Origin of the sequence: Enterobacter sp. RHBSTW-00318 (genome assembly GCF_014101375.1) — a bacterium.
Taxonomy (GTDB): domain Bacteria; phylum Pseudomonadota; class Gammaproteobacteria; order Enterobacterales; family Enterobacteriaceae; genus Enterobacter; species Enterobacter ludwigii.
In genome coordinates this window covers 3,026,181-3,039,520 of record NZ_JABXQH010000001.1, presented here as the reverse complement: position 1 = coordinate 3,039,520, position 13,340 = coordinate 3,026,181, and the positions used below count along the sequence as shown (strand labels likewise).

The 13,340-nt window shown below is 55.9% G+C and carries 12 protein-coding genes; 3 read left to right on the top strand and 9 right to left on the bottom strand.

Annotated features, from left to right (window positions below):
* Positions 1 to 3 precede the first annotated feature (3 nt).
* Positions 4 to 1,488: a guanosine-5'-triphosphate,3'-diphosphate diphosphatase gene (gene gppA / locus HV157_RS15055; RefSeq protein ID WP_182268677.1), complete on the top strand. Its 1,485-nt coding sequence runs from the start codon at positions 4 to 6 to the stop codon at positions 1,486 to 1,488.
* A 48-nt stretch (positions 1,489 to 1,536) separates the two neighbouring features.
* Here gppA and rep read toward each other — a convergent pair whose 3' ends face one another.
* The gene (gene rep / locus HV157_RS15050) at positions 1,537 to 3,561 is read right to left on the bottom strand and encodes a DNA helicase Rep (protein WP_182268676.1); all 2,025 of its coding nucleotides are present in this window, start codon (positions 3,559 to 3,561) and stop codon (positions 1,537 to 1,539) included.
* A gap of 85 nt (positions 3,562 to 3,646) precedes the next feature.
* On the opposite strand from rep, the gene ppiC reads away from it, so the two are divergent.
* Complete coding sequence (gene ppiC / locus HV157_RS15045; protein WP_008501570.1) at positions 3,647 to 3,928, top strand: peptidylprolyl isomerase PpiC; 282 nt, start codon at positions 3,647 to 3,649, stop codon at positions 3,926 to 3,928.
* 68 nt (positions 3,929 to 3,996) lie between these two features.
* On the opposite strand, the gene ilvC is transcribed toward ppiC, so the two are convergent.
* Positions 3,997 to 5,472, bottom strand: a complete 1,476-nt coding sequence (gene ilvC / locus HV157_RS15040) for a ketol-acid reductoisomerase (RefSeq protein WP_014172161.1) — start codon at positions 5,470 to 5,472, stop codon at positions 3,997 to 3,999.
* Between the two features lie 153 nt (positions 5,473 to 5,625).
* Between ilvC and ilvY the strand changes: the two genes are divergently transcribed.
* Complete coding sequence (gene ilvY, locus HV157_RS15035) at positions 5,626 to 6,516, top strand: HTH-type transcriptional activator IlvY (protein WP_020882896.1); 891 nt, start codon at positions 5,626 to 5,628, stop codon at positions 6,514 to 6,516.
* Here ilvY and ilvA read toward each other — a convergent pair.
* The 7 genes from ilvA to ilvL all read right to left on the bottom strand — a co-directional run bounded on the left by ilvA (position 6,513) and on the right by ilvL (position 13,063).
* Positions 6,513 to 8,057, bottom strand: a complete 1,545-nt coding sequence (gene ilvA, locus HV157_RS15030) for a threonine ammonia-lyase, biosynthetic (RefSeq protein WP_182268675.1) — start codon at positions 8,055 to 8,057, stop codon at positions 6,513 to 6,515. The genes ilvY and ilvA overlap by 4 nt on opposite strands.
* 2 nt (positions 8,058 to 8,059) lie before the next feature.
* The gene (gene ilvD, locus HV157_RS15025; RefSeq protein ID WP_182268674.1) at positions 8,060 to 9,910 is read right to left on the bottom strand and encodes a dihydroxy-acid dehydratase; all 1,851 of its coding nucleotides are present in this window, start codon (positions 9,908 to 9,910) and stop codon (positions 8,060 to 8,062) included.
* Between the two features lie 60 nt (positions 9,911 to 9,970).
* Positions 9,971 to 10,900, bottom strand: coding sequence for a branched-chain-amino-acid transaminase (gene ilvE, locus HV157_RS15020; protein WP_025202772.1), 930 nt, complete (start codon positions 10,898 to 10,900; stop codon positions 9,971 to 9,973).
* A gap of 18 nt (positions 10,901 to 10,918) precedes the next feature.
* Positions 10,919 to 11,182, bottom strand: a complete 264-nt coding sequence (ilvM, locus tag HV157_RS15015; RefSeq protein WP_014172166.1) for an acetolactate synthase 2 small subunit — start codon at positions 11,180 to 11,182, stop codon at positions 10,919 to 10,921.
* Positions 11,179 to 12,825 carry an acetolactate synthase 2 catalytic subunit gene (gene ilvG / locus HV157_RS15010; protein ID WP_182268673.1) on the bottom strand — a complete coding sequence of 549 codons (1,647 nt, stop codon included), beginning with the start codon at positions 12,823 to 12,825 and terminating at the stop codon, positions 11,179 to 11,181. Before ilvG ends, ilvM begins: the two co-directional genes overlap by 4 nt.
* A gap of 2 nt (positions 12,826 to 12,827) precedes the next feature.
* Positions 12,828 to 12,878, bottom strand: a complete 51-nt coding sequence (ilvX, locus tag HV157_RS15005; RefSeq protein ID WP_102046757.1) for a peptide IlvX — start codon at positions 12,876 to 12,878, stop codon at positions 12,828 to 12,830.
* An 86-nt stretch (positions 12,879 to 12,964) separates the two neighbouring features.
* Entirely contained in the window at positions 12,965 to 13,063 is a 99-nt protein-coding gene (gene ilvL / locus HV157_RS15000; RefSeq protein ID WP_001311244.1) for an ilv operon leader peptide, read from the bottom strand.
* Positions 13,064 to 13,340 lie beyond the last annotated feature (277 nt).

The following is a 13,340-nucleotide window of genomic DNA, read 5'->3' as shown; positions in this document are numbered from 1 at the left end:
ATTATGCTCAGCTCCACCTCGCTTTATGCGGCAATTGATCTCGGTTCGAATAGTTTTCATATGCTGGTTGTGCGCGAGGTGGCGGGAAGCATACAAACGCTGACGCGCATTAAGCGCAAGGTCCGCCTCGCGGCGGGCCTGAGCAGCGATAATCACCTCTATCCTGAAGCCATGGAACGTGGCTGGCAGTGCCTGCGACTCTTTGCAGAGCGTCTGCAGGATATCCCGCATTCCCAAATCACCGTCGTCGCCACTGCAACACTCCGCCTGGCGGTTAACGCCGTGGATTTTATTGCCAAAGCGCAGGAAATTCTCGGTTGTCCGGTGCAGGTTATCAGCGGTGAAGAAGAAGCGCGCCTGATTTATCAGGGCGTTGCGCACACCACGGGAGGCGACGATCGTCGTCTGGTTGTGGATATCGGGGGCGCCAGTACCGAACTCGTGACCGGCACCGGTGCGCAGGCAACGTCACTATTCAGCCTGTCGATGGGTTGCGTAACCTGGCTTGAGCGCTACTTTACTGACCGCAATCTGGGTCAGGAAAACTTCGACGAGGCGGAAACTGCCGCACGCGAGGTGTTACGCCCGGTGATGGACGAACTGCGCTACCACGGCTGGAAAGTCTGCGTGGGGGCCTCCGGTACCGTGCAGGCATTGCAGGAAATTATGATGGCGCAGGGCATGGATGAGCGAATCACGCTTGCCAAGCTTCAGCAGCTTAAACAGCGGGCCATTCAGTGCGGGCGTCTGGAAGAGCTGGAAATTGAAGGCCTGACGCTTGAACGCGCGCTGGTATTCCCGAGCGGGCTCGCGATCCTGATCGCCATTTTCACCGAGCTGAACATCAAATGTATGACGCTGGCGGGTGGCGCGCTGCGTGAAGGTCTGGTCTACGGGATGTTGCACCTGTCGGTCGATCAGGACATTCGCAGCCGTACCCTGCGAAACGTGCAGCGTCGTTTCCTGGTTGATATCGATCAGGCAGGCCGCGTGGCACAGCTGGCGTCACGCTTCGCCGATCATGTGGCTAACGCCTGGGATCTGGACCCTTTGAGTCGCGATCTGCTGCTAAGTGCCTGTGCACTGCATGAAATCGGGCTGAGCATTGATTTTAAACAGGCCCCGGCTCATGCCGCTTATCTGGTGCGTAACCTCGATTTACCCGGCTATACCCCTGCGCAGAAAAAGTTGCTGGCAACGCTGCTGTTGAACCAGACCAACGCCGTTGACCTCTCCTCTTTGCATCAGCAAAACGCCGTACCGCCGCGCGTGGCCGAGCATATGTGCCGCCTGCTGCGTCTGGCTATTCTGTTTGCCAGCCGCCGCCGCGATGATTTGCTGCCGGCACTCAATCTGGTGGCGGATGACGAGAAACTTTCGCTGACGTTGCCGGAAAACTGGCTGGATAATCATCCGCTTGGGGCGGAGATGGTCGAGCAGGAGTGTCAGTGGCAGAGCTACGTACACTGGGTGCTTGAGGTGAAATAATGGGTCGGACATGCCCGGTAGCGCTACGCTTGCCGGGCGTGTAACAACCTACCCCTTCTCTTTGGCTTTCGCCAGCATGGCGCGGATGTTAGCGACGTTCGCCTGCCCCTTATGCATCCGCTCTTCAGCCGTAATCATTTTACGCTCCTGCTCCCAGATGAGGTCGTCCTGCGGAAGCTCCAGCAGGAAACGGCTCGGCTCCGGGCGCACCAGTTCGCCATATTGTCTACGCTCTTTGCACAGCGTGAAGGTCAGCTCTTTCTGAGCGCGCGTGATGCCAACATAGGCCAGACGGCGCTCCTCATCGACGTTATCTTCATCAATGCTGCTCTGGTGCGGCAGTAACCCCTCTTCCATGCCAACCAGATAGACATACGGGAATTCCAGACCTTTTGATGCATGCAGCGTCATCAGCTGAACCTGATCGGCCTCTTCTTCGCTCTCGCCGCGCTCCATCATATCGCGCAGGGTAAAGCGGGTAACCACCTGCGTCAGGGTCATCGGCTCATCAATCTCCGAGCCTTCCAGCATTTCAGTCATCCAGCTGAACAGCTGGTTAACGTTTTTCATGCGCATCTCGGCCGCTTTCGGACTGGCGGAGGTTTCATACAGCCAGGACTCGTAGTCGATACCGTGGATAAGGTCGCGCACGGCGGCGATAGGTTCGCGCTCTGCCAGCCGCTGCACTTCACCAAGCCAGTGGGTAAAGCGGGTTAATGAATCGTAGCCGCGTCCGGTGAGTGTCTGACTCAGCCCCATATCGAAGCTGGCGGTAAAGAGACTCTTATTACGCGTCATCGCCCACTCGCCAAGCTTTTGTAGCGTCGCCGGGCCAATTTCCCGTTTCGGGGTATTCACGATACGCAGAAACGCGCTGTCATCATCCGGGTTAGTGAGCACACGCAGGTAGGCCAGAAGATCTTTGATTTCGGGCCGCGAGAAAAAGGAGGTCCCGCCCGAAATTTTGTACGGGATGCGGTTTTGCATCAGCATCTTTTCAAAGACGCGTGACTGATGGTTGCCGCGATAGAGGATCGCATAGTCTTTGTATTCGGTTTTATTGACGAAGTGGTGGGCGATGAGTTCGCCTGTGACCCGCTCCGCTTCGTGCTCTTCATTGTTGGCGCTGAGCACTTTTAGCTCTGTACCGTAACCCAGTTCGGAGAACAGGCGTTTTTCGAACACGTGCGGGTTGTTGGCGATCAAGATGTTCGCGGCTTTAAGGATACGCCCGGAGGAACGGTAGTTCTGCTCCAGTTTGATCACCTGCAGCGCCGGGAAATCTTTGCTCAGCAGGACCAGGTTTTGCGGACGCGCACCGCGCCAGGAGTAAATGGACTGATCGTCATCACCGACCACCGTGAAACGCGCGCGCTGTCCCACCAGCAGTTTCACCAGTTCATACTGGCTGGTATTGGTGTCCTGATACTCATCCACCAGCAGGTAGCGGATTTTATTCTGCCAGCGCTCACGCACTTCTTCATTACGCTGCAGCAGTAGCGTGGGAAGCAGGATCAGGTCGTCGAAATCCAGCACGTTACAAGCTTTCATATGCGCATCGTACAGACCGTAGCAGTGGGCGAAGATCCGATCCCGCTCGCCTTTGGCGATCGCCGCGGCCTGGGCCGGGGTCATCAGATCGTTTTTCCAGTTGGAGATCGTTGAGATCAGCTGCTGCAGCAGAACCTTATCATCTTCGATCAGCCCCTCGGTGAGCTCCTTGAGCAGGGCCACCTGGTCGGTATCGTCAAACAGTGAGAAGTTGGATTTCATCCCCAGCGCGGCGTATTCACGTTTGATGATATCCAGCCCCAGCGTATGGAAGGTGGAAATCATCAGACCGCGCGCCTCTTTACGCCCCAGCGTCTGGCCGACACGCTCTTTCATCTCGCGCGCTGCTTTGTTGGTGAACGTCACCGCCGCGATGTGGCGAGCCTGATACCCGCAGCCGCGGATCAGGTGGGCAATCTTATTGGTGATGACGCGCGTTTTGCCGGATCCCGCGCCCGCCAGCACCAGACAGGGTCCAGTGACAAATTCGACGGCTTGTTGTTGTCCGGGGTTTAAACGCATAAATGATCACTCAATGAAAGTCAGGAGGGGAGAATAACAGCGTGGTAGTATAGCGAGCCTAATCCATACCACTCAAGGCACGATCATGGCAAAAACCGCGGCAGCACTGCATATCCTTGTAAAAGAAGAAAAACTGGCTCTGGATCTTCTCGAGCAGATCAAAAACGGCGCCGACTTCGGCAAACTGGCGAAGAAACACTCTATTTGTCCGTCAGGTAAACGCGGCGGTGATTTAGGTGAATTCCGTCAGGGTCAAATGGTTCCGGCGTTCGATAAAGTGGTCTTTTCCTGCCCGGTGCTGGAACCCACAGGCCCACTGCACACGCAGTTTGGCTACCATGTTATTAAGGTTCTGTACCGCAAATAACAGCAAGGCCTTCTCTGAGAGAAGGCCTTGTACGTTTAGTCAGGTCAGGGCATCAGCCCGCCCGGGTATTAACCTGCTACCGCGATACGTTTCATATCGGTCATGTAGCCACGCAGTTTCTGGCCCACTTTCTCGATTTCATGACCGCGAATGGCTTCGTTTACATCACGCAGCTGCGCGTTATCCACCGCACCTTCCGCAATCGCTTTGCCCAGATCGCCCGGCTGCAGGGTCGTCATGAACTCTTTCAGCAGCGGGACGCAAGCGTAAGAGAACAGGTAGTTACCGTACTCGGCGGTATCAGAGATAACCACGTTCATTTCGTACAGACGCTTACGGGCGATGGTGTTCGCAATCAGCGGCAGCTCGTGCAGTGATTCATAGTAGGCAGACTCTTCGATGATGCCGGAATCCACCATGGTTTCGAACGCCAGCTCAACGCCAGCTTTCACCATCGCAATCATCAGAACGCCTTTATCGAAGTACTCCTGCTCGCCGATTTTACCTTCAAACTGTGGGGCGGTTTCAAAAGCGGTTTTACCGGTCTCTTCACGCCAGGTCAGCAGTTTCTTATCGTCGTTAGCCCAGTCCGCCATCATGCCGGAAGAGAACTCGCCGGAGATAATGTCATCCATATGTTTCTGGAACAGCGGTGCCATGATCGTTTTCAGCTGTTCAGACAGCGCGTAAGCACGCAGTTTCGCCGGGTTGGACAGACGGTCCATCATCAGCGTGATACCGCCCTGCTTCAGCGCTTCGGTGATCGTTTCCCAGCCGAACTGAATCAGTTTTTCTGCGTATGCCGGGTCTGTCCCCTCTTCCACCAGCTTGTCGAAGCACAACAGAGAGCCCGCCTGCAGCATACCGCACAGGATGGTTTGCTCACCCATCAGGTCAGATTTAACTTCCGCGACGAAAGACGATTCCAGAACGCCCGCACGGTGGCCACCCGTTGCTGCAGCCCATGCTTTGGCGATCGCCATACCTTCGCCTTTCGGATCGTTTTCCGGGTGAACGGCGATAAGCGTTGGTACGCCGAAGCCACGTTTGTACTCTTCACGTACTTCTGTACCCGGGCACTTCGGTGCCACCATCACAACGGTGATGTCTTTACGGATCTGCTCGCCCACTTCAACGATGTTAAAGCCGTGGGAGTAACCCAACGCCGCACCGTCTTTCATCAGCGGCTGCACGGAACGCACAACGTCAGAGTGCTGTTTGTCTGGCGTCAGGTTAACCACCAGGTCTGCCTGGGGGATCAGTTCTTCGTAGGTACCGACTTTAAAACCGTTTTCGGTCGCTTTGCGCCAGGACGCACGCTTCTCAGCAATCGCTTCTTTACGCAGGGCGTAGGAAATATCCAGACCGGAGTCACGCATGTTCAGGCCCTGGTTCAGACCCTGGGCGCCGCAGCCAACGATGACCACTTTTTTACCCTGAAGGTAGCTCGCGCCATCGGCAAATTCGTCGCGCGCCATAAAGCGGCATTTGCCCAGCTGCGCCAGCTGCTGGCGCAAATTCAGTGTATTAAAGTAGTTAGCCATAATGGACTCCGTGATGTTGTGTTGTTGTGCTTATTGTTCGGTTCGCTTTTGCGAGAATGAACTTACTATATGACAGGAAATTTATTGCGGAAATTGATATATTCACAACGTCACGTTGCAATATTTGCAATGTAAAAAGGGGGAGTGAAATCAGTGGATTTACGCGATCTGAAAATGTTCCTGCATCTGGCGGAAAGCCGTCACTTTGGGCGCAGCGCCCGGGCGATGCACGTCAGTCCCTCCACGCTTTCGCGCCAGATCCAGCGCCTTGAGGAAGACCTCGGTCAGCCCCTGTTTGTACGCGACAACCGCACCGTCACCCTGACGGAAGCCGGTGAGGAGTTACGGGTCTTTGCCCAACAAACGCTGCTGCAGTATCAACAGCTGCGACACACCATTGACCAGAAAGGGCCATCGCTGTCCGGCGAGCTGCATATTTTCTGCTCCGTGACCGCGGCCTATAGCCATCTGCCGCCGATTCTTGACCGCTTTCGCGCAGAACAACCGTCGGTGGAAATTAAACTCACCACCGGTGATGCCGCCGATGCAATGGAAAAAGTGGTGACAGGCGAGGCGGATCTTGCCATTGCCGGGAAACCCGAAACCCTGCCGGGCGCTGTCGCGTTCTCAATGCTAGAGAACCTGGCGGTCGTGTTGATTGCCCCCGCGTTACCCTGCCCGGTGCGTAATCAGGTGTCGGTGGAAAAACCGGACTGGTCCACGGTGCCTTTTATCATGGCCGATCAGGGGCCGGTGCGCCGACGTATTGAGCTCTGGTTTCGTCGCCAGAAGATCAGCAATCCGTCGATTTACGCGACGGTTGGCGGGCATGAGGCGATGGTGTCAATGGTGGCGCTGGGCTGCGGCGTAGCACTGCTGCCGGAAGTGGTCCTGGAGAACAGCCCGGAACCGGTGCGTAATCGCGTGATGATTCTGGAGCGCAGCGACGAAAAAACGCCGTTTGAGCTTGGCGTGTGCGCACAAAAAAAGCGGCTGCAGGAGCCGCTTATTGATGCCTTCTGGCAGATACTGCCTAACCACTAGCCCGCCAGGAAGAACCTGAACGCCGGGTTATGGGTTTCATCGTGACACTCATAGCCCAGCTCGTTCAGCCGCGTTTCGAAATCAGGCTCGTGCTCGCCCAGTTCGAAGGCGGCCAGCACGCGCCCATAATCGGTACCATGGCTGCGGTAGTGGAACAGAGAGATGTTCCAGTGCGTGCCCAGCGTATGCAGGAACTTGAGCAACGCGCCCGGTGACTCCGGGAACTCGAAGCTGTAGAGACGTTCCTGCAGCGGCTTCGACGGACGCCCACCCACCATGTAACGCACGTGCAGCTTCGCCATCTCATCGTCGGAGAGATCCACGACGCTGTAACCACCTTCGTTGAGCAGGTGGAGGATCTCTTTACGCTCTTCCAGACCACGGCTTAACCGTACGCCGACAAAAATGCAGGCATCTCGGGCGTCGGCAAAACGGTAGTTAAACTCCGTGACTGAACGGCCGCCCAGCAGCTGACAAAACTTCAGGAAGCTACCCTTCTCTTCCGGAATGGTAACCGCCAGCAGCGCTTCGCGTTGCTCACCCAGCTCGCAGCGTTCGGAAACATAGCGCAGACCGTGGAAGTTCACGTTGGCACCAGAAAGGACATGCGCCAGACGCTCGCCGCGGATGTTGTGTTGCGCGATGTATTTCTTCATCCCCGCCAGCGCCAGCGCGCCGGAAGGTTCCGCTACCGCACGCACATCTTCGAACAGATCTTTCATTGCGGCGCAAATGGCGTCGCTGTCGACGGTGATAATATCGTCGAGATACTCCTGGCAAAGACGGAAGGTTTCATCGCCAATGCGTTTAACCGCCACGCCTTCAGCAAACAGCCCGACGCGTGGTAAGTCCACCGGATGACCGGCATCCAGCGCCGCTTTCAGACAGGCCGAGTCTTCCGCCTCAACGGCAATCACTTTGATTTGCGGCATCAGCTGTTTGATCAGCACCGCTACGCCCGCCGCGAGGCCGCCACCGCCAACCGGCACGAAGACGCGGTCGAGATGCGCATCCTGCTGCAGCAGCTCAAGCGCCAGCGTCCCCTGCCCGGCAATGACCATCGGATGATCGAACGGCGGCACCCAGGTAAACCCCTGTTGCTGCGCCAGCTCTATCGCTTTTGCTTTGGCTTCGTCAAAGTTTGCGCCGTGGAGCAACACTTCACCGCCGAAACCGCGTACGGCATCCACTTTGATATCGGCAGTAGCAACCGGCATAACAATCAGCGCTTTCAGCCCCAGGCGCGCAGAGGAGAACGCGACGCCCTGCGCGTGGTTGCCCGCAGAGGCGGTAATCACCCCCCGCGCTTTTTGCTCATCGGTCAACCCGGCCATCATCGCGTAGGCGCCACGCAGCTTGAAGCTGTGTACCGGCTGACGGTCTTCGCGTTTCACCAGAATCACGTTGTCGAGGCGCGAGGAGAGTTTCTCCATCTTCTGCAGCGGCGTAACCTGCACGGCTTCATAGACCGGTGCACGTAGCACCGCCCTGAGGTATTCCGCCCCCTCAGGGGCGGCGGATAACGGTTGCGACTCGGCCATCATTAGCCCCCAAGTTTCGATTTGTCGCGCACCGCGCCTTTATCTGCACTGGTGGCAAGGCTCGCATAGGCACGCAGGGCGAAGGAGACGTCGCGCTGGCGATCTTTTGGCGTCCAGGCTTTGTCGCCGCGAGCCTCCTGGGCTTCACGACGCGCCGCAATGTCCTGGTCGCTCAGTTTCAACTGAATACCGCGATTCGGGATATCAATTTCGATCAGGTCGCCATCTTCAATAATTGCGATGTTGCCGCCGCTTGCCGCTTCCGGTGACACGTGGCCAATGGAGAGACCAGACGTACCGCCAGAGAAACGTCCGTCGGTGATCAGCGCACAGGCTTTACCGAGGCCCATGGATTTCAGGAAGGTGGTGGGATAGAGCATCTCCTGCATACCCGGCCCGCCTTTCGGCCCTTCGTAGCGAATGACAACCACGTCGCCTTCCACCACTTTACCACCGAGAATAGCCTCTACCGCGTCGTCCTGGCTTTCGTACACTTTTGCCGGGCCGGTGAATTTGAGAATGCTGTCATCCACGCCTGCGGTTTTTACAATACAGCCGTTTTCTGCAAAGTTACCGTAGAGCACGGCCAGACCACCGTCCTTGCTGTAGGCATGTTCCAGTGAGCGAATACAGCCTTCTGCACGATCGTCATCCAGCGTGTCCCAGCGGCAATCCTGTGAGAAGGCCTGGGTGGTACGAATACCTGCCGGGCCGGCGCGGAACATCTTTTTCACCGCATCGTCTTTCGTGAGCATGATGTCGTATTTGTCCAGCGACTCCGGCAGCGTCAGGCCGAGCACGTTTTTGACGTTGCGGTTCAGCAGCCCGGCGCGATCCAGCTCACCGAGAATACCCAGTACGCCACCCGCACGGTGGACATCTTCCATGTGGTATTTCTGAGTACTCGGCGCAACTTTACAGAGCTGCGGTACTTTGCGGGACAGCTTGTCGATATCGCTCATGGTGAAGTCGATTTCAGCCTCCTGCGCAGCGGCCAGCAGGTGGAGAACGGTGTTGGTGGAACCGCCCATGGCGATATCCAGCGTCATGGCATTTTCAAACGCGGCTTTGCTGGCGATATTACGCGGCAGCGCGCTTTCATCATCTTGCTCGTAGTAGCGTTTGGTCAGCTCAACGATGCGTTTACCGGCATTGAGGAACAGCTGTTTACGGTCGGCGTGGGTCGCCAGCAGCGAGCCGTTGCCCGGCTGAGACAGACCCAGCGCTTCGGTCAGACAGTTCATGGAGTTCGCGGTGAACATACCTGAGCAGGAGCCACAGGTTGGGCACGCAGAACGTTCAACCTGATCGCTTTGCTCATCAGAAACTTTTGGATCCGCGCCCTGAATCATCGCATCGACCAGGTCGAGCTTGATGATTTTATCGGAAAGCTTGGTTTTACCCGCTTCCATTGGACCGCCGGAGACGAAGATCACCGGAATGTTCAGACGCAGGGAGGCCATCAGCATCCCCGGGGTAATTTTGTCGCAGTTGGAGATACAAACCATGGCATCCGCGCAATGGGCGTTCACCATATACTCCACCGAGTCGGCGATCAGCTCACGCGACGGCAGTGAATAGAGCATACCCCCGTGACCCATCGCGATACCGTCATCCACCGCAATGGTGTTGAACTCTTTCGCCACACCGCCGGAGGCTTCGATTTGCTCGGCAACGAGTTTGCCGAGATCGCGCAGGTGCACGTGGCCCGGCACAAACTGGGTGAAGGAGTTCACCACGGCGATAATAGGCTTACCGAAATCGGCGTCGGTCATCCCGGTGGCGCGCCACAGTGCGCGGGCACCTGCCATATTACGGCCATGAGTGGTGGTGGCGGAACGATACTTAGGCATGCTTTATTTACTCCCGTCTGACTATTGAATGGGACGGTGCGTGCCGTCCCATATTTATGCTTATTGATTAACCTGATCCAGCCAGCCGTATTTATCTTCCGTTTCACCGGTGAAGAGGCCAAAGAAGGCTTGCTGAATACGTTTGGTGACCGGACCACAGCGGCCAGCACCAACCTGAATACCGTCTACGCTACGAACCGGCGTAATTTCCGCCGCGGTACCGGACATGAACACTTCATCGGCCAGGTACAGGGATTCGCGGGACAGGACCTGCTCACGGACTTCGATACCCAAATCTTTTGCCAGCTTGATGATGGCGTCACGGGTAATGCCCGGCAGAGCGGAAGAGGTAAATGGCGGCGTAAACAGGATGCCGTCTTTCACTTCGAACAGGTTTTCACCTGCACCTTCAGAGATATAGCCATTCACGTCCAGCGCGATACCTTCCTGATAACCGTGACGGCGCGCTTCGCTACCGACCAGCAGTGAGGAGAGGTAGTTACCGCCCGCTTTTGCCGCCGTCGGGATCGTGTTTGGTGCCACGCGGTTCCAGGAAGAAACCATTGCGTCGATCCCCTGCTCCAGGGCTTCAGCCCCCAGATAAGCACCCCACGGGAACGCAGCAATGATCACATCGGTGGTATAACCGGCTGGCGGGTTCACGCCCATGCCCACATCACCTACAAACACCAGCGGACGAATATAGGCACTGGTGAGGTTGTTCTTACGAATCACGTCGCGGCAGGCTTCCATCAGCTCATCCACGCTCTGAGAAACCGGGAAACGATAAATTTTGGCTGAGTCATGCAGACGCTGCATGTGTTCGCGATGACGGAACACCACTGGCCCTTTGTGTGAGTCGTAGCAACGGATGCCTTCGAAGACAGAGGTACCGTAATGCAGCGCGTGGGACATAACGTGGACTTTCGCGTCCTCCCAGCGAACCATCTCACCATTGAACCAAATGTAATCAGCTTTTTTTGTCGTCATTTTCTCTTCCTGTCGCGCTTAAGCACGGATCTGTTGTGATGTGGTTGTGCTCTGGCAGATGGCAACATGTGCAACGTCTACCAGTTTTGTTAACTGACTAAACAGTAAGTCGACCGACCGCGGGCTGGCAACGGTTAATTCGATACTGATATTTTGAGCATCAGTGGCCGTCTCCATATTCATAGAGCAAATCTGAAAGCCACGGTGACGTACCACACGCAAAACGCGTTCTAATGTCTCTGGATTGAAGCGAGCCTGCACGGCGACCTGATGTTGCATCATGATAATTTCTCCAGCATTTGTGAGTTACTGGCACCTGGCGGTACCAACGGCCAGACATTCTCAAGCTCGTCGATTGAGACATGAAGCAGGTACGGCCCTTCGCTTGACAGCATGGTGTCGAGTGCCGCTTCAACCTGGTCTTTACGGGTGATGTGCTGGCCAGGGATACCAAAGGCGCTGGCCAGAATGAGGAAATCGGGGTTATCCGTCAGGGTAGTCTCACTGTAGCGTTCCTGGAAAAACAGCTGTTGCCACTGACGAACCATTCCTAAACGCTGGTTATCGAGCAAGACGATTTTCAACGGTAACTGCTTGCGCTTAACGGTGCCCAGCTCCTGAACGTTCATCATGAAAGAGCCGTCACCGGAGATACAGATAACCGTATCGTTCGGGCGGGCAACCTGCGCCCCTACCGCGGCAGGGAGACCGAAGCCCATCGTCCCCAAGCCGCTGGAGGTAATGAAGTTTTCCGGGCGCGTGTAAGTCATGTGCTGTGCTGACCACATCTGGTGTTGGCCTACATCCGTCGTGACCACACAGTCTGCCGGTTTACGGTCGGACAATTGCTTTAACAGCAGTGGCGCATAGATGGCGTCACCAGGATGGTCGTAACGCCAGGTATGTTCAACGCGCATATCGGCGGTGTGCTGACGCCATGCGTCGATTTTCAGAGGCTGCTGTAAAGCCGGTAATAACGCGTTGAGATTGCCCTGCAGGGCCACATGCGCCTGACGCAGTTTGTTCATCTCCGCCGGGTCGATATCCATGTGGATCACGTTGGCATTCGGCGCGAAGGTATTCAGCTTGCCGGTGACACGATCATCAAAACGGGCACCTACGGCGATCAGCAAGTCACACGCCTGCACGGCCAGGTTCGCCGCTTTGGTACCGTGCATCCCCAGCATGCCCAGATAGTACGGATAGTTCGCATCTACCGCGCCAAGACCTTTCAACGTACAGGTGGCGGGCATTTGCGTAACCGCGATGAATTCGCGCAGGGCGGGAACGGCCTGTGCCATACCAACCCCACCCCCTACGTACAACATCGGTTGTTTAGCATGGGCAATCATCTGCCGCGCCTCTTCCACCGCGGCGTGCGGGAATGCATCGTCGCTTTCAACGGTGGAGAAGTGCGGTTCCAGATCGCCGAGAGCAACCTGGATATCTTTCGGGATATCAACCAGAACCGGTCCAGGACGACCAGAGTTTGCCACCTCAAACGCCTCTGCCATCACACGCGGCAGCTCTTCCAGAGACTGAACGAGGAAGCTGTGTTTAGTGCAGGCCAGTGACAAGCCGAGCACGTCCACTTCCTGGAAGGCATCAGTACCAATGAGGGGCGAGGCCACCTGACCGGTGATGGCGACAACGGGAACGGAATCAAGCAGTGCATCCGCCAGGCCGGTGATCAGGTTTGTGGCGCCCGGCCCTGAGGTTGCCATGCAGACACCGGTTTTACCGGTGGCACGTGCATAGCCAATGGCGGCCATCGCTGCGCCCTGCTCGTGTCGGCACAAGAGGTGTTCCACGCCGCCGTCATACAATGCATCGTAAATCGGCATTATTGCGCCCCCCGGATAACCGAAGACAGTGTCGACTCCCTGTGCGCGCAACGCATGTACTACCCACTGTGCACCATTCATAGTTAGTTCCCCGTCATAAATCGGGAGAAACAGAATTTTGTGCTATTAGTCATTCTCTGCTCCTCGTGTAAGTTTTTTAGTCATAAAAAAACCCCCGGACCTTTCGGTGCGGGGGTCTTAGTTCGTTAAGGCTTGATTTCTAAGCCTTTCCTCGTCCAAGTGCAGCCCCGCACGGTGGGATAATAATCACCACCACGCTAATCACGACCAGGCTAATCACTCGTAGAAGGGCTGTCATTTTCAGTTCTTTTTGCATCTTGTTCGAAGGAATACCTAAAGAGGTATCACAGTTTTTAAATCAAACACAAGATTTATTTATGGCTGGTTTCGTTAGTCTGCGAATCATATTTTCTGAACGTATTGTTTTATATGGAGAAATTAGATAGTGAATATTTTTCATTTTTTCAGCACGGACAGAGCGGCATGTCGCCTGTTCATTTTTTTGCGAGCAGGGTTCCACAGAAAAGAAAAGGTTACATCTTGACGTTAAAACCTCGGAAGAGGATGCGTAAATC

What these genes read in the sequence shown, in the direction of transcription:
- gppA (WP_182268677.1), top strand. Translation starts at nt 4, where the DNA reads ATGCTCAGCTCCACCTCGCTTTATGCGGCAATTGATCTCGGTTCGAAT.
- rep (WP_182268676.1), bottom strand. Translation starts at nt 3,561, where the DNA reads ATGCGTTTAAACCCCGGACAACAACAAGCCGTCGAATTTGTCACTGGA.
- ppiC (WP_008501570.1), top strand. Translation starts at nt 3,647, where the DNA reads ATGGCAAAAACCGCGGCAGCACTGCATATCCTTGTAAAAGAAGAAAAA.
- ilvC (WP_014172161.1), bottom strand. Translation starts at nt 5,472, where the DNA reads ATGGCTAACTACTTTAATACACTGAATTTGCGCCAGCAGCTGGCGCAG.
- ilvA (WP_182268675.1), bottom strand. Translation starts at nt 8,057, where the DNA reads ATGGCCGAGTCGCAACCGTTATCCGCCGCCCCTGAGGGGGCGGAATAC.
- ilvD (WP_182268674.1), bottom strand. Translation starts at nt 9,910, where the DNA reads ATGCCTAAGTATCGTTCCGCCACCACCACTCATGGCCGTAATATGGCA.
- ilvE (WP_025202772.1), bottom strand. Translation starts at nt 10,900, where the DNA reads ATGACGACAAAAAAAGCTGATTACATTTGGTTCAATGGTGAGATGGTT.
- ilvM (WP_014172166.1), bottom strand. Translation starts at nt 11,182, where the DNA reads ATGATGCAACATCAGGTCGCCGTGCAGGCTCGCTTCAATCCAGAGACA.
- ilvG (WP_182268673.1), bottom strand. Translation starts at nt 12,825, where the DNA reads ATGAATGGTGCACAGTGGGTAGTACATGCGTTGCGCGCACAGGGAGTC.
- ilvL (WP_001311244.1), bottom strand. Translation starts at nt 13,063, where the DNA reads ATGACAGCCCTTCTACGAGTGATTAGCCTGGTCGTGATTAGCGTGGTG.